Source organism: Halochromatium roseum, assembly GCF_016653315.1.
Classification (GTDB): Bacteria; Pseudomonadota; Gammaproteobacteria; order Chromatiales; family Chromatiaceae; genus Lamprobacter; species Lamprobacter roseus.
In genome coordinates this window covers 69,723-91,804 of sequence record NZ_NHSH01000064.1, presented here as the reverse complement: position 1 = coordinate 91,804, position 22,082 = coordinate 69,723, and the positions used below count along the sequence as shown (strand labels likewise).

Genomic DNA, 22,082 nt, shown 5'->3' with positions numbered 1-22,082 from the left:
GGAATGAGTGTTCAAGGTGTTAGAACCAAGGTTGAGGTGGTTGGGTTGAGGTGGTTGCATCCGTCCTCAAACCACCTGCTCAATCGGTTTTTCGGATGCTTTCGTCGATGTCTTCGATGTCGCCATGCGAGAATTCAAAAAGCCGACCTGCCCTCCAGCTTTGGTCATCGGGCTGCGAATCAAGCCAATCTGCGCTTCATGCTTGGCCAAATCCACCGCCGCCAGGCGTTTGCAGCACAAAGACGTCATTGGGTTTAACTGAGCAAGTGTCGGTGCCGGCGAGTGGCTCGATGTTACCGTTGGCGCGCTCGATCCAGTTGCGACCACAGGCGCCCGGTTCGCCGCCGGCAAGCCCGAAGGGCGGCACCCGACGGCGATTGGCGAGGATGCTGACGTCCATCGGTTCCAAGAAACGGATGCGCCGCTCGACCCCATCGCCGCCGCGGTGACGTCCATTGCCTCCTGATCCGCGGCGGATGGAGAAGGCGTCCAAGCGCACGGGTAAGCGCCACTCCAGAACCTCGGGGTCGGTCAGGCGGGAGTTGGTCATGTGCGTCTGCACCGCGCTGGTGCCGTCGAAGTCGGGGCCGGCACCGGAGCCGCCGCAGACGGTCTCGTAGTATTGGTGGCCTGCGTTGCCGAAGCTGGTGTTGTTCATGCTGCCCTGAGCGGCGGCGAGCACGCCGAGGGCGCCATAGAGGGCGTCGGTAATCGCCTGGCTGGTCTCGACGTTGCCGGCGACCACCGCCGCCGGATAACAGGGGTTGAGCATCGAGCCCTCTGGGATGATGAGATCAATTGGCTTTAGGCAGCCCTCATTGAGCGGGATCGCGTCTTCGACCAGGGTGCGAAAGACATAGAGCACGGCGGCGCGACAGATCGCCGCCGGGGCATTGAAGTTGCTTGGCTGTTGCGGGCTGGTGCCGGTGAAGTCGACGCACGCCCGACGCCGCTGCCGATCGATCGAGATCGCGACCGCGATCACCGCGCCGTCGTCCATCTCGACGCTAAAGCGACCCGGCTTCAGCACCTCGATGACGCGGCGCACCGATGCTTCCGCATTGGCTTGGACATGGCCCATGTAGGCCCGCACGGTGGCGAGGCCGAAGTGATCGACCATCTTCAGCAGCTCCTCGACACCCTTGGCGTTGGCTGCGATCTGCGCTTGCAGGTCGGCGAGATTCTGCTCGGGATTACGCGCCGGATAGGGACCGGCGCTGAGCAGCGCCATCACCGCCTCGCGCTGGAAGACGCCGTGCTCGACCAGCTTGAGGTTGTCGATCAACACGCCTTCCTCGTCGACGCTCCGCGAGCGCGCCGGCATCGAGCCGGGGCTGATGCCGCCGATGTCGGCATGATGACCGCGGCTGCCAACATAGAACAGGATCTGTTCGCCGGCGGCGTCGAACACCGGCGTGATGACGGTGACATCCGGCAGATGGGTGCCGCCGTTGTAGGGCGCGTTCAGCGCATAGACATCGCCCGGCGCCATGGAGCCAGCATTCTGCCGAATCACCGCGCGCACGCTCTCGCCCATCGAGCCGAGATGCACCGGGATGTGCGGGGCATTGGCGACCAGGGCGCCATCCGGATCGAACAGGGCGCAGGAGAAATCCAGCCGCTCCTTGATGTTGACCGAGAAGGCGGTGTTCTGCAGCCGGTAGCCCATCTGTTCGGCGATCGACATGAAGAGATTATTGAACACCTCAAGCATCACCGGATCGCAGTCGGTGCCGATGGCGCGGCCCTCGGCGCGGGCCTCGACCCGTTGCAACAGGAGGTTGCCGAGGGCGGTCACTGCGGCCTGCCAGCCCGGCTCGACGATGGTGGTGCCGGTCTGCTCGACGATGATCGCGGGGCCGGTGATGCGGTTGCCTGGATGCAAGGCACCGCGTTCGAACAGCGGCGCGGGATGCCAGTCTCCGCCGCTGAAGATCGACACAGTTGCGTTCGCGGGCGGAGTTGGCCCCTGTAATGCGTCCGGCATTGCCGTGACGCCTTCGGCCTGACCGATGGCCTCGACGGCGACGCTGGCCGCAATCAGAGGGGTGTCGGGCATCAGGAAGCCGAAGCGGGTGCGGTAGGCGGCCTCGAAGGCGCGCCTGATCTCGGCGGCGCCTGTGGCGGTCTGGTCGGTCATCAAGCCAGGGGGCTGCCGTGCGCTCGGGTCGGCAGGGTCGAGACCACCGCCGAGGTTGCCGTTCCCGCTGGCATTGACGTTCTCGCTAGCGTCGCCGCTGCTGTGATGACCCAGACCACCCAGTTTGACCTCAATCGCGCTATCGGAGCCCTGATAGCGCAGGTGGAGCGAACGGCACAGCTCGATGCGCGCGGCCGGGATCGATTGGGCGCGCAGTTCCTGCTCGGCCTCGTCCGTGATGGCCGCGAGTGCTGTCGCGAACTCGCCGCTGTCGAGTGCGTCCTCCAGCGGCTGCTCGAGCGAGCGCTCGCGCAGTGCGCGCACGCTTGCCAGCCCCATGCCGTAGGCCGAGAGCACGCCGGCGAGCGGGTGCAACAGCACCCGCGACATGCCGAGTGCATCGGCCACCGCGCAAGCATGCTGGCCGCCGGCGCCACCAAAGCTGACTAGGGTGTAGTCGGTCACATCGTAGCCGCGCTGCACCGAGATGGTCTTGATCGCATTGGCCATATTCTCTATGGCGATATGCAGGAAGCCCTCGGCGACCTGCTCTGGGAGCGGCCGCTCGCCCGTTGCCGCGGCAATCTCATCGGCCAAGGTGCTGAACCCGTTCCGCACCGCATCCAAGTCGAGCGGCTGATCCTGGCTCGGCCCGAAAACTGCCGGAAAGAAGCCTGGCTGCAGCTTACCGAGCATCAGGTTGCAATCGGTTACCGCCAGCGGCCCGCCGCGCCGATAGCAGGCCGGACCCGGATCAGCGCCGGCGCTCTCCGGGCCGACCCGATAGCGGGCGCCATCGAACTGGCACAGCGAGCCGCCGCCAGCGGCAACGGTGTGGATCTGCATCATCGGCGCGCGCATGCGCACGCCAGCGACCGGGGTCTCGAGGCTGCGCTCGAGGGTGCCGGCATAGTGGGCGACATCGGTTGAGGTGCCGCCCATGTCGAAGGTGATCAGCTTGTCGAAGCCGGCCTGGCGTGCGGTCTCGACCGCGCCGATGATGCCGCCTGCTGGACCGGATAGGATCGCGTCCTTGCCCTGGAACAGATGGGCGTCGGTCAATCCGCCGTGTGATTGCATGAATTGCAGACGTGGCTTGACGTTTGCGCAGGCTGACCGCTTCGTTTTCTTCGCGGCTCCTGTCCCTTGGTCATGCCTGTTTTGCTCAGCCTGGTCGGAGGCAGCAGGATGCTGGTTGCGCTGATCGCTAGGCCTCGCGGCAGTCCCAGTATCAGTACCGAGTAGGCCTTCGAACTGCTCGACATAACGCCGCAGCAGTGGTGAGAGGTAAGCGTCGACCACCGTGGTGTCGCCACGACCGATCAGCTTGATCAGCGGGCTGATCTCATGGCTGGTCGAGATCTGGCGAAAGCCGATCGCCTTAGCGAGCGCCTTGATGCGTTGTTCATGCTCGGGATAGCGATAGCCGTGCATGCAGAGGATGGCGGTGGCGCGGATGCCGTCGCGATAGGCCCGCTCGAGGCGCGGGCGCAGATCCTCAAGATCGAGTGGGGTGATCAGGCGACCATCGGCGCCGACGCGCTCCCTGACCTCCTCAACCCGCTCGTAGAGCATCTCCGGCAGGATGATCTGACGTGCAAAGAGCTGCGGGCGGGCCTGGTAGCCGATGCGTAGGGCGTCACCAAAACCGCGCGTGACCAAGAGCAGCACCCGATCGCCCTTGCGCTCGAGCAGGGCATTGGTGGCGACCGTGGTGCCCATCTTCACCGCCTCGATCGCCGCGCTGGGTAGCGGCGCGTCGGGCGCCAGCGCGAGCAGCCGGCGGATGCCCTCGATGGCGGCATCGACATAGGCCTCGGGGTTCTCCGAGAGCAGCTTGGTGGTCAGCAGCGCGCCATCGGGTCGCCGGGCGACGATGTCGGTAAAGGTGCCGCCGCGATCGATCCAGAATTCCCAGCCGCGAAGAGGCGGCTCGGCTGAGCGATCTTGGGCCGAAGCATCTGCACGCATTGCGACATCCGTTAGCGGTGGTTATGGTGGCGAGCTGACAGCTGAGCGCGACATACTAACCCTTGCGCCAGCATGACCGCTGCTCGAATGACGCGATCTGTTCTTTGGCGATGGTGCCCAGTTGGTCAGCCAGCTTGCCTGTAGGTGGCGTCTCACTGGCCGCGCTCGGGATCGGATAATCCCTTTTCCGGGTTGCAACCTGGGTTATTCGCCTTCACTGTCAACGACAGTCCGCAATCCTCTTGTTCCTCGTTGCCGTGATGCCTCTGCCGGGTGGTCGCGGCTAATACCTGCTGATACCTGCTGATACCTAAGGTGGTCCATCCCCATGTCTGATCTGACCCACGACGAACGTCTGTCGCTGACCCAGCGCACCATGAGCCTACTCGAGAGCTGGAACCTCTCGGCAAGCGACATGATGGTGCTGCTGCAACTCCCCGAGAGCGTCAAGGTGCGCAACATCTCGCGCTTTCGTGAGGAGGAGCCGTTTCCTGATAACGCCGAGGTCAACCGCCGCGTATCCTACCTGCTGCGCATTGAGGAGGCCCTACAGACCTACTTCCCGCGCAATCCGGAGATGCGCGACATGTGGGTGAAGCGCGGTAATAAGCAGTTCGGTAAACGCGCGCCGGTTGCCGTGATGGTCGAGGATGGCGAAAGCGGTTTGATCTCGGTGCTCTCGCATCTGGATTGCACCTTCGCTTGGGACCTGACCGGCTCCAAGACCACTTATGAGGTTGCCGGCTAGCGTTTGATCCCGTGTTCGCTTGAGATGGGGTTGAGCGCGGGCAGCCGCGCGGGCTGCAGCCGCCCGCCGAGCAGTCCGCGAAATGCCCCCAAACCCGGACGAAGGGCAAGGCGTAGCTCCCGCTTCCAGCGTTTCATATCCAGCTTGCCTCCATTGTAGAGGGCATGATCGAGTTCCTGGATAAGACCGCGAACACGCACCGCATCGGCCCCTGGGCGGAGACGCAAGATCCGATCCGCCATGCGCGGAAGTGGCTCTCGACTGGGCGTGCGCAGGCTCTGGCAGGCGCTACTCTGAAATCTCAGCGCCCACTCGCTCGGGCTGTCCGCGCGCTCGGCGGCGAGAGCGCAGCGATAGACCCGCAGGCTAGCGGGCATCAGCCGGTGCAGGCGGCCGCGCAGCGCGAGCCAGAGCGCGGCGACTAGCGCGCCTGGGTCGAGTCGGCGCAGGCCATTGCTAAAGCCGGCGCTCAGTCTGAATCTCAGTTCACCGCTGGTGCCGCGGAGCCTGTGCCCCCTATCTAGCTGAGAGGTCGCGCTCGCCCTCTTCGCCTTGGCACTGGACGCCGGTTTCTTGACGCGGTACCAGACGCCAGCCCAGTAGCCGATCAGTAGCAGCATGATGCTGCCCAGTGGTATCCAGAACCAGCGCCAACCCTCGCTGCCGCGGCCGCTCCGACGGCCTTCGTCTCTATCGGTGCCGTTGCCGAGCCATCCCGACCACCCGGAGCCGCGCCCAAATCCGAACGGGCCAGACTCGCCAGCAACGGAGAGGTTACGGATCGGAACACTCGAGGTCTCGCGCCGGGCGGCTTCTACATTCCACCAATTGATACGAAGCTCTGGCAGCTGGAGACGGCCGCCCGAATAGGGCACCAGGGTGTAGATCTCGGTGCGAATGCCTTCGAGCGTGCGTCCATCGTTGTTTAGGCGGGTATCGATGATCGTCTGCTCGCGGTAGGCGCGGAAGTCGTTCGACCTCAGCATCGGCTCGAGATCGGGCAGCTGAGCGCCCGTGCCGCCGGTTGCCCGCAGGCGCAAGCTGAGGGTGGTGGGCCGGCCTTCGGCGAGCGGTGTGCTCTGGTCAAGCTCGCGCGTCAGCTGCAGGGCTTGCAGCGGGAGCCAGGGTCGGACCGAGGCGACCACCGGCCGCACCTCGAGACGGTTGGGCGCAGCTGCCACTGCCGAAAACGGGACGCCACCGGCGAGGGTGCCGGAGACCTCGAACGGACCGAGCTGAAGTGATCCTTCGCGCAGTGGGATCAGCGTCAGCATGTAGCTGTTAACGATCTGTCGCTCGCGGCCGCTGCCACGAACGCTGGTGATAGGGCCCGAGAGTTCTTCCAACAGCACCGCATCAAAGCCGGCAAGCTCCGGAGAGGCGGTGGCGAGATTGCCAGAGCTGAGCACATCGAGCCGCACCAGCACGGGCTGCTGTACGTAAGGCTGGCTGTTGAGCAGGCTGACCTCCAGAGACGGCTGAGCGCTTGGTCGTGTGCCCTGCTGATACGGGTTGTAGCCGGGGCCGCTTGGGTAGCCGCCAGGCTGCTGATTGGGATAGGCGCCTGGGTAGGGGCTGGGTGCGCCCGCTCCCCAGTACACCGGTGGCAGCTGTTGCCAGGGCCCAGCCTGCGGGTAGCCAGCCGGCGGTTGTTGGCCAGGGGGTGATCCGGGTGGAACGCCGCGTGCATTGGTCGGGGGCTGGGGTCGGAAGGTCCAAGGGTTACCAGGCTGCTGCGGATAACCCTGCTGGGCGAGCCGCGCTTGCCCCCAGGACGCCTGCGACGGGTTTTGCGCGTCCTGAGCGCTGGTTGCCGTGTTGAGACCTGAGGCCGTGATGCCTACCGGGGTGAGGCCTAAGACCGAGGCTAGGAGTGCGATGGCGAGCGTGCGTAGCCTGATCCACGTCCGTTGGATGCTAGGGTCTTGATCCGGATGCCGAGAGGTTGTTGGGCGCTGTGGGTGTCCTGCTGCAAGCTTCGCTACCATGGCCGAGCCTCCTGCAATTGTCCACTGCTCTCGCGCAGACGACGTGCCTCCTCGAGCCGGAATTGGTTGCGCATCAGGTGCGTCGGATCGCCCTCGACCTGCTGCAGCCGCTGCTCGATCACCGCCATTCCCGGGCCGAGCGCGGCTTCGCCATCGAGCGCGGGTCGATCGCTGATCCCTTGCTCAGGGTCCAGTGCCTGCCAAGGCAAGGCGCCCTGCTGATCGAAGCGGTCGACCGACTCGGCTGCTCGATCGGCGGCGCTGAGGTCGGGCTCGGTGCTGGCCTTCGCGGCGCGATCACCCTTGGCATCAGGTCGGTCAAGGCGCGCGCTCGATTCAGGCTCTGGGCGCTGCTGATCCGCGTCGGCATCGATCTCCTGAGCGTCGGGCGCCTGGTCGCTTGCCGCATCGTTGCCAGCGCGCTCACCGGCGGCCTGCTCGTCGTCAGACTCCTGGCCTGCTCTGGACGCTTGGTCAGCGCCGGCGCCCGATTGCTCGTGATCCTGATCAGTCGATTCAGCGGCCCCTGCCTGATCTTCTGGAGTCTCGCCGCCGGCGCGCTGGTCCGCATTGGATTCATCGCCATGCTCGCCGGTTTGATCGTCGCTGTGCTGTTCGTCGCTACCGATTTCCTCTTTCGCGTCTTGGCTGTGTGGCTGCTCGCCCTTGGCTTGCTCTGAATCTGACTCAGACTCAGGTTTCCGCTCGCGGTCGTCATTCTCGCCGGTCTCATGGGCTGTCTCGGTGTCGTCGAGATCGCCACTGGCTTGGTCTGACGCTGATGCATCCTCGCCGCGGCCATCCTTCGCGTCAGCGCTGTCGCCGGCCTCGGCATCTTGCGGCTTCTGCTGCTCATCACCGCCGCTCTTGCCGCGCTGTTGATCGTCTGCGGTCTGCGCATCGGCTGCGGCGTCTGACGCCTGATCCTGGGCATCGCCTTGCTGGTCGCCGCCACCGGATTGTTGCCCTTGCTGCTCGCCTTGCTGCTGTTCGTCCTGCTGTTGCTCGCCTTGCTCCTGATCACCCTGCTCTTGTTCGCCTTGCTGCTGTTCTCCATCGTCTTTGGGCTCGCCTTGTTGCTGTTGCTCCCCGTCCTGCTCCCCGTCCTGCTCTTCAGGCTGTTCTTGGTCGGCGGCATCATCGCCAGCATCCGGGCTGTCTGCGGTCTGCTCGGTGTCTTGGTCTTCGTCCGGCTCAGGTTGCTGCGCTTCGGCAAAGGCCGCTTGCTCGAAGCGCGCGAGCCGCGAGCGCGCAAGAGCGAGGTTGTACAGTGCATCGTCGTGCGTGGGTTCAGCGCTCAGCACCTTTTCGTAGGCGTTGATGGCGCCGGCATAGTCGCCCTGCGAAAATCGGCTGTTTCCAAGGTTGTAAAGGGCCTCGGTGCGCACTGCATTGCGCTGCGGTTCGGCGAAGGCAGCTTCGGCTTCAGCGTAGCGGCCGGCGCGATAGAGTGCGACGCCGCGTCGGAATGGGTCGCTGAAGGTCGCTGCAGCGGCGGCGTAGGCGCCGTTCTCGTAATCGGCAATCGCCTCTTGCTCGCTGTTCTTGAGCCAGCCTGCTTGGGCTGTGCTGGGAACGGTCGCCGTGATCATCGTTGCGGCGATCAGCACTGTCGCGTCCAGCGCCAGGCCCAGCGTGGTGGCTAGAGCACTCGGTTTGTGGTGCTGACCTTGGTCCATCAGGCTGACCTCTCGCCGCCTTGGCTGGAGCCAGCGTTGTCCTGGCTGGCCGGTCGTTTAGGGCCGAGCCAATCCCGAAACCGCGGCAGCAGGAGCAACAGCAGGAGGGCGACCGGGATGTAGAAGCGCTCGTGCCAGACCCGGGTGCGGTCATTGCTGATCTCGGCCGGGAGTCGGCTCTGCGCGGCGACCTCGAGGATGGCGCGGGTGTCTTCATCTCGATAGTCGGCAAGTCGATAGAGGCCGCTGCCGGCGGCCGCTAGCGCCTCTAGCTGATCCTCGTCGAGGCGGGTGCGCACCGGCTTGCCGTTTGCGGCCAGCAGCGGCCCACGATCGCCGGGAACATCGGCGCCCTCAACGGTGCCGACGCCGAGCACATGCAGCGGCAGGCCGCGCTCGGCGAGCGTTCTGACGCGGTCTTCGAGTCCGGGCTCGTCGAAGTCGCCGTCTGAGATCAAGAGCATGGCCTTGGCGCTATCCTTGGGCAGGGCATTAAGCAGTTGCTCGGCGCGGTCGAGCGCGCCCTGCAGTCGACTGCCTGGCAGTTGCGTGAGTCCGGTGGACAGGGCCGGCAGCGTCAACAGCAGGGCGCGGCTGTCCTCAGTGACCGGGGAGATCACATGCGGTACCGAGGCGAAGGCGATCAGCCCGAGCCGCAGCTCCCGGTTCTGCAATATCAGGTCTTGAACCTCTTGGCGTGCGCGGCCGAGCCGGCTCGGCGCCGTGTCGGTGGCATCCATCGAGCGCGAGATGTCCAACAGGATCAGTAGATTGTCGCCCGGGTGAAAGAGCTGAACCGAGGCCGAGTCCCAGCGTGGTCCGGCCATCGCCGTGAGCAATAACAGCCAGAGCAGGGACCAGCTGAGGAATTGGCCCCAGCGCTCAGTGCGCTTGAGTTCGCGGACCCCAGACAGATGCGGCAATAGATGCGCATCCGCGTAGCGATGGATCGGGCCGCGCGCTGCTTTAGCGGTGCTGCGCCAGAGCCAGAGCGCGACCAGTGGCAAAGCGAACAGACCCAAGAACCACTGTGGCTGGCTGAAGTGGAAACCGGTCTCAGGCATGGCTCGATCTCCGCATGGTACGACGCCGGCCCTCGGGGAAGAGGCCGAGCAGGAGCAGGGCGAGCAGCGCGAGCGCAAGCGGCCAGCGGTACAGCGGTTCGGGCAGGAATACGGTGCGGGTCTCGGACTCGGTCTTTTCGAGCACGCCGATGCGCTGCGAGATCTCCTCGAGGGCGCGCGTGTTGGTGGCGCGGAAATAGGCGCCGCCGGTCACCTCGGCGATCTGCTGTAGGGTCTCTTCGTTCATGGTCAGGTCATCCCAGTACTCGATCTTGCCTTGGTGCAAGATCGGGATGCGCGCCTGCTTGCTGCCGACGCCGATGACGTAGATGCGAATCCCGTCGAGGCGGGCCAGGCTGGCGGCTTCGAGCGGCTGGAAGCTACCGGCGGTGTTGTCGCCATCGGCGATCAGGATCATCACGCGCGAGCCCTCGGGGCGCTGGCGCAGCTTCTTGACGCCGAGGGCGATGGCATCGCCGAGCGCGGTGCTGCCGCCGGCGATGCTCGGCACGATGCCGTCGAGCAACTGGTGGACGGCGTAGCGGTCGATGGTGAGCGGCGAAAGGACGAAGGCCTCGGTGCCGAAGATGATCAGCCCGATGCGATCGCCAGCGCGCTCGTCGATGAAGCGCCCCATCACGCCTTTGACCACCTGCATGCGGTTCAGCTGCTGGCCGCGATCGCTGAAGTCGAGCGCGTCCATCGAATGCGAGGCATCCACCGCGAGCATCAGGTCATAGCCCGGGGTACTGACCTCGGTATGGGGAACCAGCCATTGCGGGCGCATGAGGGCCAGCACCAGGGCTGCCCAGAGCAGATAGAGCAGCAGGCGGTTGATCCCGCTCATGAGGTCGTGGTCTGGGCGCCGTGCCCGATAGACGCTTTCGAGGGCTGCAAGCTGCGGATGCAGCAGCGTGATGCGCTGGTCTTGGCTGCGCGGCTCGGTCTCAGCGTCGCTGCCCGATTGGCGTGACCAGAAACGGTTGAGTAGAAACGGTAGTAGGAAAGGTAGCGGCAGCAGCAGACCAAACCAGGGCCAGGCGAATGCAAAGGCGTTCATCTGGTCGTCTCAGCGGCGGGTGGTTTGTGCTGACGAAAGGCCTTGGCGACTTTGTGATAGCGCGAAGTGAGCCAACCTGGCGCCCTGCTGAACAGGCTAAGCGCGGTATCGCTCTTGTTGTCTGCGCGCTCTGCTGACGTGCCTTGAGTGGACTCGGCTCCGCGCTTGGGCGCCTTGAGGGGGGCGGTGATCCAGCGCTCGGTGGCTGCGATCAGCTGCTCGAGTTGTCGCTCTGCATGCTGTCGGTCTGCAATCGGCGGCGGTTCTGAGCGCGGGTCGCGATCGCGGCTAGATCCTGGGGTCTTCTTGGCCGGGTCCGCGCTATCCGGCGCATAGGGCGCGCTGACGATGAGCTGGCCATGTTGGCGCCAGTTGAAGCCGTCCGGATCATGCGCGCTGAGCCAGTCGAGCCAAGCCTGGCCATGCAGGCCGGCGCAGGCGCTACGTCCGTGCCGCGCCATCGCGACGCGCTTGAGCAGTTCGGAGAGTTCGGCGAGTTGTGTCTTCAGTGATGTCTGAGGCGGGGCGCAGCGCAGGCGTTTCAACGCGCGACGCGCATCCCAGCGCCAGTCGCCGAGATAGAGTAGTGGGATCACGGGTAGAACCCAACGCACTTGTCTGAAGTGCCAGACAAACGCCACGACGCCGACAACCATTGCAAACAGCAGCCACCAGCCCGGCGCCAGCGGCCACCAGGGGTTGCCGAGGGCATCGTGGATGTCGCGCAGTGTTCGCAGGTCAGTATTCAAACTTTGGGCTCTTGGTTAGATGGTGCGTCAGATGGTGCGTCAAATGGTCAGGCAATCAGATGGCGCGTGAGCGCGCGCGTTGCTCGAGGCCGCTGATCAGGCTGGCGTGGATGTCTTGCTCGGTGTGGATCGGCATCAGGATGATATTCAAGCGGTTGGCAAGGGCGGATAGGGTGGCGCGGCGCTGTCTCCAGGCCTCGCGGTAGGCGGTTTGTGCCTGGCTGTCATCGGTATCGATCTCGATCAGACGGCCATCGGTGCCGCGGAAGCTGACCTTGCCCATCGCTGGGATCTCGCGATCGGCCGGATCATCAACCGGGATCAATACCACCGAGCTGCGTTGCCGGAGGTTGCCGAGTACCGATTCAAGATTGCGTGCCTCGCGGTTGAGGTCGGCGATGACGAAGATCAACGATCCCGTCGGCAAGCCACGGGAGGCGCGCTTCAGCGCCTCGGCGAGGCAGTCGATCGAGGCGCTTTCGGCTGAGCCGGGCAGGGTCAAGGTACGCAGCAGCTGCCAGAGCGCGCGCCGACCGCGTGCCGGGCGGAAGTGCTGCAGGCCTTGCTGTGGATCACCGAAGGCCATGCCACCGACTCGGTCTTGCAGCCGGCTCGCGGCCCAGCCGATCAGCGCCGCCGCTCGCGCTGCCTGTACGCCCTTGAAGGTGCCGCGGGTGCCGAAGGCCATGTGCGGGCCGCGATCGACGCAGAGCACCACGCTGCGCTCACGCTCCTCGCGGAAGACCTTCAGGTGCGGCTCATTGATCCGCGCGGTGACCTTCCAGTCCATATAGCGGATGTCGTCGCCTTCGCGGTATTCCCGCACCTCCTCGAAGTTGACGCCCGCACCGCGGAACACCGACGCATAGAGCCCGGCAAAGGTCGAGTTGACCAGATGATGCGAGGAGACACCGAGGGTGTGGGCTTGGTGTCTGAGCTCGAGCAGGTCGTCGAGGCGAGGATAGAGACTCATCTGTTGAGCAAGCCTGGCTTAATCGGACCGATGACGGTGACTCCTGCCACCATGACGTCGGCTAGGACGTCGGCTAGGACGTCGGCTAGGACGCCGATCATGATGCCTGCCGTGACAGGCCTCATCAGGGGATGGCGACCAGGTTCAGCAGTCGGTTGATGAACTCATCGGTGGTGATGCCCTCGGCCTCGGCCTCGAAGGTGAGCAGCAGGCGATGGCGCAACACCTCGGGGGCGATCAGCTGGATATGGTGCGGGGCGACGAAGTCATCGCCATCGAGCCAGGCGCGGGCGCGGGCGCAGCGGGCCAAGGCGATGCTGGCACGCGGCGAGCCACCAAAGCGGCACCAGCGCGCGAGTGAGTCATCGTAAAGCTTTGGCTGGCGCGTGGCCTGGACCAGATCGACGATGTAACTGAGCAGCTTCGGATCGAGATAGATCGCCGAGACCGCGCGCCGCATGGCGAACAGTTCCTGCTGGCTGAGCCGCTTCGGCGGAATGACCTCAGTGCGCTGCTGCTCGTTGGCATCGAGTTCGAGGATCAGTAGCTCCTCGTCGCGGGTCGGGTAGGTGACCACGGCCTGCATCAGAAAGCGGTCGAGCTGGGCCTCGGGCAGGTGATAGGTGCCTTCTTGCTCGACCGGATTCTGGGTCGCCAAGACCATGAACAGATCGGGCAGCGGGTAGGTGCGCTGGCCGACCGTAATCTGCTGCTCGGCCATCGCCTCGAGCAGCGCCGACTGCACCTTGGCCGGGGCGCGGTTGACCTCATCGGCGAGCAAGACATTGTGGAACAGCGGCCCTTCGCGGAACTCGAACTCGCCCTTCTCGTGGCGGTAGATGTCGGTGCCGATCAGGTCCGAGGGCAGCAGGTCGGGCGTGAACTGGATGCGATGGAAGTCGCCTTCGATGGCATCGGCGAGGGCCTTCACAGCGGTGGTCTTGGCCAGGCCGGGCATGCCTTCGACCAACAGATGGCCGTCGCTGAGCAGGCAAACCAGCATGCTATCGACGAAGCGCTGCTGGCCAATGATGCGCGAGGCGATGTGATCGCGAACGGGTTGAAGCGCGTCTGGTGTCATGCCGGTTTGTTTGACTTCCTGCGGATAGGGACGAGGCATAGGGCGACAGGATGGTGAATAGCGAGCGCCGGGGGTGTCCCAGGCTCCGCCGCCGAGCGGCGCTATCCTGAGCGGTTTAGTCGGGTCGCGCAAGCTTGCATCGGCCTGACCGGCAACCCCTTGAACCGAGTGTGAAGGCTGATCGTCCTGGTCGCGTGATGCCGAAGACAGTGGACAAGTCAGCCGCTCGCGGTTCTAGCCTGGTTAGTTGTCCACATTGAGTCAATGGGGTTGCTTGCCGCACGTTCAGCATACCTCAGTGTGCTCAGGGTTTCGAATTCACCAACGTAAAAACAATGGGTTATGCATCTGGTCAAAAATGCGTCAATCTGTCGTCGGGGCAGAGAAGACGGGCGTTTGGCACGTTTGTACTTATCTTTCCCACAGACTTATCCACAGGTCTGTTGAAAAAATGCTAAGTGGTTGATACGCCGGCTGGTCAACGGGTGCTCGCCATCGCGTGTCACGAGTTCGAAGAATGACGCGATGAGGGTCAGCGCACCGGCTTGACCGCGGTCGCGACAACGTAGTCCAAGCCGGCGTACAGCGTTTCCGGGGCGCGGCGCAGCGCAAGCTTGGCGGCAAAGCGTGCGACCGGATGCAGCCGTTGGAGGCTGTCGCGGTGCGCGCGCAGCCAGTGGTGAAGCGGTGCATAGACCTGATCTCTGATCGACTCGACGCGAATCTGCTCATAACCCCGCAGCTTCAGCTTGGCGTGATAGGTCGGGATGGGATAGGCATTGTCCCAAGGGATCGAGAACTTGCCTGCGACCAAGGCCCAGGATGTCTTGCGCTTGAAGCGTTGCCAGGCGCTGCCTTGTGCGGGTCGCGGCAAGATATCGGCGATGGCGATGCGCCCGCCTGGGCGGAGCACACGGAAGGCCTCGCGCAGGAACTGCTCACGGGAGCGAAAGTGGAACGCGCATTCCAAAGCGATCACCTTGTCGACTGACGCATCGGGCAGGTCCATCGCGGTCGCTGAGCCTTGGCGGAGATCGATCTGCTCGCTCAGTCCGCGCTCGGCGACGCGTTGGCGCGCGATCTCGACCTGTGACTGGGTCAGATTGAGGCCGATGATCTGTGCCGGCTGATAGCGTTCGGACCAGCGCATGTCTTGGTCGGCGAAACCATAGCCGACATCGAGCAGTTGGTCGCCAGGCGAGAGCTGCGCCGCGTCAGCGAGCAGATCCGCGAGCGCATTGCTGGCAGAGTCGAGATCCGTCGCATCTCGCCAATAGCCCAGATTGAGATAGAGCGCGCGCTCGGTCGCCGCGCGTGTCGAGAGCAGGTCGTAGATGGCAGGCACATCGAGCCGCTGGTAGGGATTGAACAGCCAGTTGATGTAGCGGAAGGTTTCCCCGGCTCGAGAGCGAGTAGCAGGAGCATTGGCTTGTTGGGCTTGATCGAGGTGCGGCATGAGCGGCCTTTGTCGCTTGGTGTTTAAGGGACGTCGACAGGCGTCGATGATTGGGGCAATCGCTGAGAAGTGGCAGCGGTGAGTCGCCGGACTGCCGACTGCGGGCGCCGAACGGGTGGGTTTCGCGGTAACCGATCGGAAGCCAGACGGAAGCCAGACGGAAGCCAGATGGGACTAAAGATTCTGGCGAGGATTGCGTTGCCCCCTTGCGTTGCCGGTCGTATTTCGTGGTAAATGCGCTGACACTTTGATGAACGAAGGAGAGACTTCTGATGGCAAAAACACGCTACTCGTTCGTGCAGCGGCTGCTGCACTGGTTGATCGCTCTGTTGATCTTCGGGCTGCTGGCGATGGGCTTCACCTTCTGGGGCCTTGGCTACGAAGGCGTCAACGGTCTATTCGGAGATGAGCTGACCAACACCTTCTACATGGCCCACAAGAGCTTTGGGATTCTGCTGTTCTTTCTGGTGGTGTTGCGCTTGTTGCTGTTTCGATTCTCACCGGCGCCTGAGTATCAGACCCCGCTTACAGGTGCGGAGCGCGTTGTGAGTACAACCACCCATGTGCTGATGTATCTGCTGTTGATCGGCATTCCGGTTGGCGGCTGGCTGGCGACGGCGATCAGCGGGTTTCCGATTCAGTTCTTCGGTTGGTCGCAGCCGGGCCTCGATCCGGCCAATAAAGAGCTTGGTGAACAGCTGTTCCTGATGCACGGCATTGGCGGTGCGGTCCTGCTGGCCGTCTTACTGCTGCATATCGGTGCCGGTCTCAAGCATTGGAAGTTGAAAGACGGGATCATGAAGCGCATCAGTCTGCCCTGAGCCTGGCTCAGGCTGTCATCGAGTTCGGCCTGGAGTCGCCGCGAGCCGTCATAGGCTCGCGGCGGAGATTGGAGAGCTGATCTCGACGCGTTTGCGGCGTTTCCTAAGAAAGGCTTGCTAGGCTTGACTTGAATCTTATGTGATTCATTTGTCCGGAGTGGCACCACGCCATGAGCCTTAGGTTTGCGAACATGGCGCTAGGCCGATACAAGATTGGACGCTGCCGCCTGAAGCGGTAACAATCAGGCACCCGGCCGCGGTTTTGTACCCGCCACAACAGTATCGAGGTTGACGACGGCGCCCATGGAGATCGACTGGACCGACTACGATTGCGATGGTTTCTACGATGAACTGCTCGCGGCACGCGGCGAGCCACGCCCCGAGGTCGATGCCTTGGCGGCGGATATTCAGGCGCTCGGCGGTGACGAGCTGATGGCGCGCCAATTGGCCGCCGAGGTCTCGATCAAGGAGATGGGGATCACCTTCACGGTGTACTCGGAGGAGGGCGGGGCGATTGACCGCGCCTGGCCCTTTGATGTGATTCCGCGGGTGATCCCGGAGCGGGAGTGGCGCCAAGTCGAGCTTGGGCTGAAGCAGCGCGTGCAGGCGCTGAACCTGTTCATCGACGACCTCTATCATGACCAGCGCATCGTCAAGGACAAAGTGTTTCCTAAGGATGTGCTGGCAAAATCGGTCAACTTCCGGCCGCAATGCGTGGGCATCGACCCGCCTTTCGGCATCTGGGCGCATATCTGTGGCTCTGACCTGGTGCGCGATGCCGATGGCACGCTCTATGTGCTGGAGGACAATCTGCGAGTGCCCTCGGGCGTCTCTTACATGCTCGAGAATCGACTGGTGACCAAGCGCGTCTTCCCCGAGCTATTCGAGCACTATGCGCCATTGCCGGTGGATGACTATCCATCGCAATTGTTCGACACCCTTGCCTCGCTCTCGCCGCGGCCGGCCGAGTACCCAGAGGTCGTCGTGCTGACACCCGGCATCTACAACTCGGCCTACTTCGAGCATGCCTATCTGGCGCAGCAGATGGGCGCGGAACTGGTCGAAGGCCGCGATCTGTTTGTCGATGATGACGATTGCTGCTACATGCGCACGGTCGATGGGCCAGCGCGGGTGGATGTGATCTATCGGCGCGTCGATGATCTGTTTCTTGATCCCGAGTCTTTTCGCGAGGACTCGGCATTGGGTGTTGCCGGCCTGATGCGCGCCTGGAAGGCGGGCAATGTCGCGCTCGCCAATGCGCCCGGTGCTGGCGTTGCTGATGATAAGGTCGTCTACGCCTTTGTGCCTGAGATCATCAAATACTATCTCGACCAAGCGCCGATCGTGCCGAACGTGCCGACCTATCGCTGCATGGAGCCGGATGCGCTGCAATATGTGCTCGAGCACATGGCGGAGCTGGTGGTGAAGCCAGCCAACGAGTCCGGCGGTTATGGCATGTTGGTCGGACCGGCCTCGACCCAGGCCGAGCGCGACCGGATGGCGGCTGCGATCAAGAAAGACCCGCGCAATTATATCGCCCAGCCGACCCTCAAGCTCTCGACGGTGCCGACCGTGATCAAGGATCGTCTCGAACCGCGCCATGTCGACTTGCGCCCCTTCATCCTGTCTTCTGATCGCCAGCAGGTGACCATGGGCGGGCTGACCCGCGTCGCGTTGCGCAAGGGCTCGTTGGTGGTCAATTCATCGCAGGGCGGCGGCAGCAAGGATACCTGGATCTTGCCGCAGGACGTCGCCAGCGAGACCTACGAGCAGGCCCAGGGCGAGACCAGTCAACGCCAGTCACAAACGGCTTCAGGCTGATCCGGAAAATAGGCCCCGAAAGCAGGCCCCGAAAGCAGGCCCCGAAAACACGCTCGTTCGTCCCTGAGTCCAGAGTATCCCTCCGTTAGCGAGATCTAGATTCGCCATGCTCTCCCGCGTCGCTGAGAACCTCTACTGGCTCGCTCGCTATATCGAGCGCGCCGAGAACACCGCCCGCATCGTCAACGTCAACGCCAATCTGTTGCTAGATCTGCCCAAGGGCATCGCGCCCGGCTGGAAGCCCCTGGTCGATATTACCGGCGCGCACGAGCTCTTCGAGGAGCATTACAAAGACTACGGCGAGCGCCAGGTGATGCGTTTCCTGCTCGGCGATGAGCGCCACCCGGGCTCGATCCTCTCGGCCCTCGAGGCGGCGCGCGAGAATTGCCGCACCATCCGTGATTTCGTTCCGCGCGAGGCCTGGGAACAGATCAACGGCCTGACCCTCTATGCGCGTGAGGGGTTGCAGAAGGGGCTGACCAAGAACGGCCGTCACCCCTATCTGCGTGGGCTGATCACCAGCAGTCAGCTGATCAATGGTTTGCTCGATGGCACCATGCTGCACGATCAGGGCTTCGAGTTCTTGAGCCTCGGGCGCTACATCGAGCGTGCCGATATGACCACAAGGATCGCTGATGTGCACTCGGCCGCGCTGCTGCCAGATGCCGACGAGGTGCGCCCCTACGACAACATTCAGTGGGTCAGTGTGCTGAAATCGCTGACCGCTTATCAGATGTATCGGCGCAGCACCCAGATTCGGGTCCAACGCGGTCCGGTGCTGGGTTTCATCTTCAAGAGTGCTCGGTTTCCGCGTTCGCTGCGCTGGTGTATCGACCACAGCCGCATCTGTCTCGAGCGTCTGCCGCGTAACGAGGCCTGTCTGCGCGTCAACGGGCGTCTGTCGCGTGCGCTGGATGCGGCCGAGCCCGAGCGTTTCAGCCAAAAGGATCTGCATGAGTTTGTCGATGAGCTTCAGCTCGGTATCGGTGATCTCCACCAAGAGATCGTGCAGACCTGGTTTCCGCCGCTGGTTTCAGCCGGAGCTGCCTAAGAACAGCAAGCGCTGGCGCATTGGGACTTCGCTTTGTAATTGCCGTGGCGGGGCCACTGTGGCAGCCTATCTTGTCGACTTAACACCACTGGAGGCAAGAGTTCATGCGCGTCATCCTGCTTGGCGGACCGGGTGCTGGAAAAGGCACTCAGGCGGGCTATATCAAGAAACAGTTCAACATCCCGCAGATCTCGACCGGGGACATGCTGCGCTCTCACGTCAATGCGGGTACTGAGCTTGGGCTGGCGGCGAAGAAGATCATGGATGAGGGAGGGCTGGTCTCCGACGAGATCATCATGGGGATGGTCAAGGAGCGGATCACCGAGCCCGACTGCGAGAATGGCTTCCTGTTCGATGGTTTCCCGCGGACCTTGGCGCAGGCGGATGCCTTGAAGGAGGTGGGGGTGCCGATCGACGCGGTCGTCGAGATCGACGTCCCTGATGAAGAGATCATCAAGCGCATGTCTGGGCGCCGCGTGCATCCAGCCTCCGGGCGAACCTACCACATCGAGTACAACCCACCGAAGGAGGAGGGCAAGGACGACGAGACCGGCGAGCCGCTGGTGCAGCGCGACGACGATAAGGAAGAGACGGTGCGCGCGCGGCTGAAGGTCTATCACGATCAGACCGAACCGTTGATCTCCTACTACTCGGCCTGGGCTGATAAGGGCGGTGAGGGTGCGCCACGCTATCTTCGTGTTGAAGGTGTCGGCGGCGTTGAGGCGATTCGTGACAAGATCATCGCCGGGCTGGAGGCGAACGCGAGCTAGAGCGAGTTAGGCAGCGGGTCGGCATGCTACCGGCCCGCTGTTGCTGGCCCATCCCTGGCCAAGCGGAGCCGCGACGGTGCGGCTGTGCTCGTTCAGCCGCTCATGACGAGGTCTGCAGACGGCGCTCCGAAGGGTTTCAGGCAGGCTTGCGGAAGTGCATGATGCCCCAGCTCAGGTAGCCATTGCGGCCGCCCTCGACCCAATGGCCGAGTCCGGTGAGCATGCGCTCGATGTAGTCTTCCGAGACCTTGCCCTTGAGGTGATCGCGCTGCTCGCGCAGGGTATCGGCCACCCGCGCATAGTGGGTGATGAGATTCTCGGTGAGATCGACGACCTCGATCTCTTCCCAGCCCAAGCGTCTCGCCTGCTCGCGATAGAACGCGAACGAGCCGAGGCTAGACAGATGAATGCGGTCGAAGATCGGCTGCAGCACGCCCGCGGGGCAGTCGTCGGCCTGCATCGGGTCGGTGAAGATCAACTCGCCGCCGGGCTTCAAGACCCGATCGACCTCCGACATGACCTGATCGCGATGGCCTGAGTGGAGGATGGCATCCTGCGACCAGGCGATGTCGAATCTCGCATCGGGCGCAGGAATCTCCTCGAAGCTCGCATCGACGACCTCGATGAGGTGGTCGAGGCCCGCGGCCTGATTCATCTGCCGGCTACGTTGGTTCTCCGCCTCGCTGAGATTCAGTGCCAGAACCTGGCAGCCGAAGCGTTTAGCGAGATGGCGTGCGGCACCGCCATAGCCGGAGCCGAGGTCGATCACGCGTGCGTCAGGCTGCGACAGCGGTGCGGCAATGCGGTCGGCGATGCGCTCGACCGTCCTGGCCGAGGCTGTTGCGATGGGCTCATCGGCGTGCTCGTAGAGTCCGATGTGGATATCTTCGCCGCCCCAGATGTGGAAATAGAAGTTGTCGGCGTCTTCGCTGTTGTAATAACCGCGAGCGGTCTCGACAGCCTCTGAATACGGTTGACTCATCCGTTGCCTCCTAGGTAAGCCTTCTCGGCGCAATGGATAAAGAAATCGGGCTCAGTGTCGCGGTAGGTCTCTTGGAAGTCACCGTAGGTGTCGACACGCTGGAAACCAACCTCGCGCATCAGCCGTTGCACATAGGCCTTGCGCAGCGGAAACATGTTCAGGTGGTATGCAGAGCCGTCGCTGAAGCTGTATTTGAATCGAGCGAGCGAGTCGTCAACATGCTCGGGCTCGGCGCGCACGTTGTCGCCGCAGTAGTAGTAGTTGTGGGTCGGCTGGACCTGATGGTCGAGCAGGGCGTCATAGTTGCGCTGGTCTAGGATCAGCACGCCGTCGTGGCGCAGCGTGGCATAGAATTCGGCCAAGGCCTTGCGGCGGTCGAGTTCTTCATGCAGGTGAGTAAAAGAGTTTCCGAGGCAGATGACGGCATCGTAGAGGTCGTGGACGCTCTGGTTCAGCCAGCGCCAGTCGGCATGGATGGTGCGCAGGATGTGGCCACGGCGGCGTGCGTTCTCGAACGCCTTGGCCAGCATGACAGGGCTGCCGTCTGCCGTGGTGACCTCGAATCCGGCCTCGAGCAACTGAACCGAGTGAAAACCGGTGCCGGCGGCGACATCGAGCACCTTCTTTGCGCCGCGCTCGCGTAATTGTTCGATGAAGAACTGGCCTTCGGCCTTTGCGCGTGCGTCCCAATCGATGAGCTCGTCCCACTTGTCAACGAAGCCCTCGATGTATTCTTCTTGATACTTTTCGCTGTCGCGGACAGCAAGCGGATCAGAACCGTAATCTTGTCGAGTTGATGGTTGCTGCATGGTCTGGCTCCCTAGAGATGGGCTGCGGATGGGCTGCGCGAAACCCCGAGCCAAGGCGCAAGGGCGTTTGGCAGCGCTAGGCGATACGGTGGCTCGCGAGCGAGTGAGCCGTTCTGTGCAGCATCGAGGATGTGCGAAAGAACGGCGAAGAGGGCGGTATAGTACATCGTACCCAAAGCTTTTGGAACGCTGTTGCTAGGGTTTTCTGTGCGAGGGCGTTCCTGGGGAAACCGTATTTTGCTGATTTTATTTTGGTTCTTCGAGGCCATCAGTCAGTGAAAGCCTCTAAGATTTATTTTGTGACCGAATGTTGGCGGATTGATGACGATGACGACGTTAGATAGTCGCTGTGACGACGTGTTGGTGGCCCTGAGACGGGTCATTCGTGCGGTTGGCCTCCACTCACGGCAGTTGGAGCGCAGCCATGGACTGACCGCGCCGCAGGCTCTGGTGTTAAAGGCCATCATCGATTTGGGTGGCGCTTCAGTTGGTACGGTCGCCAAGCGTGTCAGCCTGAGCCAAGCCACAGTGACCGATATTCTCAATCGGTTGGAGAGTCGGGAGCTGGTGGCGCGGGTGCGCAGCAGCGAGGACCGGCGGCGGGTCATGGTCAGCGCGACCGACAAGGCGGTTGCGATCATGTCGCGCTCGCCGCCGTTGCTGCAGGAGGCCTTTGTGCAGCGCTTTCAGGCACTCGAAGAGTGGGAGCAAAGCCTGCTGATCTCGTCGCTGCAGCGGATCACGACCCTGATGGGGGTAGAGCAGCTCGATGCATCGCCGGTGCTGGCTGCTGAGCCGGTTGCCTCAGGCGATGACCCGATGCCGGCCGCGAGCGACGCTCATGGGATCGCGCCGATGCTTGACCCGCCAGGCATTTGAAGTCAGACAGTGGAGGCCAGAGACTTGCAGCCAGGGAGTC

18 protein-coding genes are annotated in these 22,082 nt (G+C 63.3%); 6 read left to right on the top strand and 12 right to left on the bottom strand.

Going from position 1 to position 22,082, the window contains the following annotated elements; translation table 11 throughout:
* Positions 1 to 66: 66 nt before the first annotated feature.
* Complete coding sequence (locus CCR96_RS16015; RefSeq protein WP_201221123.1) at positions 67 to 210, bottom strand: hypothetical protein; 144 nt, start codon at positions 208 to 210, stop codon at positions 67 to 69.
* A complete protein-coding gene (locus tag CCR96_RS24680) occupies positions 197 to 4,111 on the bottom strand; it encodes a hydantoinase B/oxoprolinase family protein (protein ID WP_242519132.1) in 3,915 nt (1,304 codons plus the stop codon). The genes CCR96_RS16015 and CCR96_RS24680 overlap by 14 nt, the downstream gene beginning before the upstream one ends.
* A gap of 328 nt (positions 4,112 to 4,439) precedes the next feature.
* Here CCR96_RS24680 and CCR96_RS16000 point away from each other — a divergent pair, with 328 nt between their 5' ends.
* Positions 4,440 to 4,859 carry a DUF2384 domain-containing protein gene (locus CCR96_RS16000; protein ID WP_201221122.1) on the top strand — a complete coding sequence of 140 codons (420 nt, stop codon included), beginning with the start codon at positions 4,440 to 4,442 and terminating at the stop codon, positions 4,857 to 4,859.
* On the opposite strand, the gene CCR96_RS15995 is transcribed toward CCR96_RS16000, so the two are convergent.
* The 8 genes from CCR96_RS15995 to CCR96_RS15960 form a co-directional block, all read right to left on the bottom strand.
* Positions 4,856 to 6,847 (bottom strand): BatD family protein, encoded by a 1,992-nt coding sequence (locus CCR96_RS15995; RefSeq protein WP_201221121.1) that lies wholly within the window; start codon positions 6,845 to 6,847, stop codon positions 4,856 to 4,858. The genes CCR96_RS16000 and CCR96_RS15995 overlap by 4 nt on opposite strands.
* A complete protein-coding gene (locus tag CCR96_RS15990; protein WP_201221120.1) occupies positions 6,841 to 8,526 on the bottom strand; it encodes a tetratricopeptide repeat protein in 1,686 nt (561 codons plus the stop codon). The genes CCR96_RS15995 and CCR96_RS15990 overlap by 7 nt, the downstream gene beginning before the upstream one ends.
* Positions 8,526 to 9,590, bottom strand: coding sequence for a vWA domain-containing protein (locus tag CCR96_RS15985; protein ID WP_201221119.1), 1,065 nt, complete (start codon positions 9,588 to 9,590; stop codon positions 8,526 to 8,528). Before CCR96_RS15985 ends, CCR96_RS15990 begins: the two co-directional genes overlap by 1 nt.
* Positions 9,583 to 10,650, bottom strand: a complete 1,068-nt coding sequence (locus tag CCR96_RS15980; RefSeq protein WP_201221118.1) for a VWA domain-containing protein — start codon at positions 10,648 to 10,650, stop codon at positions 9,583 to 9,585. Before CCR96_RS15980 ends, CCR96_RS15985 begins: the two co-directional genes overlap by 8 nt.
* Positions 10,647 to 11,399 carry a DUF4381 domain-containing protein gene (locus CCR96_RS15975; RefSeq protein ID WP_201221117.1) on the bottom strand — a complete coding sequence of 251 codons (753 nt, stop codon included), beginning with the start codon at positions 11,397 to 11,399 and terminating at the stop codon, positions 10,647 to 10,649. The genes CCR96_RS15980 and CCR96_RS15975 overlap by 4 nt, the downstream gene beginning before the upstream one ends.
* A 55-nt stretch (positions 11,400 to 11,454) precedes the next feature.
* Positions 11,455 to 12,372, bottom strand: a complete 918-nt coding sequence (locus tag CCR96_RS15970; protein ID WP_201221116.1) for a DUF58 domain-containing protein — start codon at positions 12,370 to 12,372, stop codon at positions 11,455 to 11,457.
* Positions 12,373 to 12,496: 124 nt separating this feature from the next.
* Positions 12,497 to 13,453: an AAA family ATPase gene (locus CCR96_RS15965; RefSeq protein ID WP_201221115.1), complete on the bottom strand. Its 957-nt coding sequence runs from the start codon at positions 13,451 to 13,453 to the stop codon at positions 12,497 to 12,499.
* Between the two features lie 532 nt (positions 13,454 to 13,985).
* A complete protein-coding gene (locus CCR96_RS15960; RefSeq protein ID WP_201221114.1) occupies positions 13,986 to 14,909 on the bottom strand; it encodes a class I SAM-dependent methyltransferase in 924 nt (307 codons plus the stop codon).
* A gap of 272 nt (positions 14,910 to 15,181) precedes the next feature.
* Here CCR96_RS15960 and CCR96_RS15955 point away from each other — a divergent pair, with 272 nt between their 5' ends.
* The 4 genes from CCR96_RS15955 (at position 15,182) to adk (ending at position 19,372) form a co-directional block, all read left to right on the top strand.
* Positions 15,182 to 15,730, top strand: coding sequence for a cytochrome b (locus CCR96_RS15955; protein ID WP_201221113.1), 549 nt, complete (start codon positions 15,182 to 15,184; stop codon positions 15,728 to 15,730).
* A gap of 303 nt (positions 15,731 to 16,033) precedes the next feature.
* Entirely contained in the window at positions 16,034 to 17,551 is a 1,518-nt protein-coding gene (locus CCR96_RS15950) for a circularly permuted type 2 ATP-grasp protein (protein ID WP_201221112.1), read from the top strand.
* 106 nt (positions 17,552 to 17,657) lie between these two features.
* A complete protein-coding gene (locus tag CCR96_RS15945; protein WP_201221111.1) occupies positions 17,658 to 18,602 on the top strand; it encodes an alpha-E domain-containing protein in 945 nt (314 codons plus the stop codon).
* A 104-nt stretch (positions 18,603 to 18,706) separates the two neighbouring features.
* Positions 18,707 to 19,372, top strand: a complete 666-nt coding sequence (gene adk, locus CCR96_RS15940) for an adenylate kinase (protein WP_201221110.1) — start codon at positions 18,707 to 18,709, stop codon at positions 19,370 to 19,372.
* 136 nt (positions 19,373 to 19,508) lie between these two features.
* Here the strand turns inward: adk and CCR96_RS15935 are convergent, their stop codons facing one another.
* Together CCR96_RS15935 and CCR96_RS15930 are read right to left on the bottom strand one after the other, a co-directional pair.
* On the bottom strand, positions 19,509 to 20,354 hold the full coding sequence (locus tag CCR96_RS15935; protein WP_201221109.1) for an SAM-dependent methyltransferase: 846 nt from the start codon (positions 20,352 to 20,354) through the stop codon (positions 19,509 to 19,511).
* Positions 20,351 to 21,163, bottom strand: a complete 813-nt coding sequence (locus CCR96_RS15930) for a glycine/sarcosine N-methyltransferase (protein WP_201221108.1) — start codon at positions 21,161 to 21,163, stop codon at positions 20,351 to 20,353. The genes CCR96_RS15935 and CCR96_RS15930 overlap by 4 nt, the downstream gene beginning before the upstream one ends.
* A 327-nt stretch (positions 21,164 to 21,490) precedes the next feature.
* Here CCR96_RS15930 and CCR96_RS15925 point away from each other — a divergent pair, with 327 nt between their 5' ends.
* Positions 21,491 to 22,042 (top strand): MarR family winged helix-turn-helix transcriptional regulator, encoded by a 552-nt coding sequence (locus CCR96_RS15925; RefSeq protein ID WP_201221107.1) that lies wholly within the window; start codon positions 21,491 to 21,493, stop codon positions 22,040 to 22,042.
* The last annotated feature ends 40 nt before the right edge of the window (positions 22,043 to 22,082 follow it).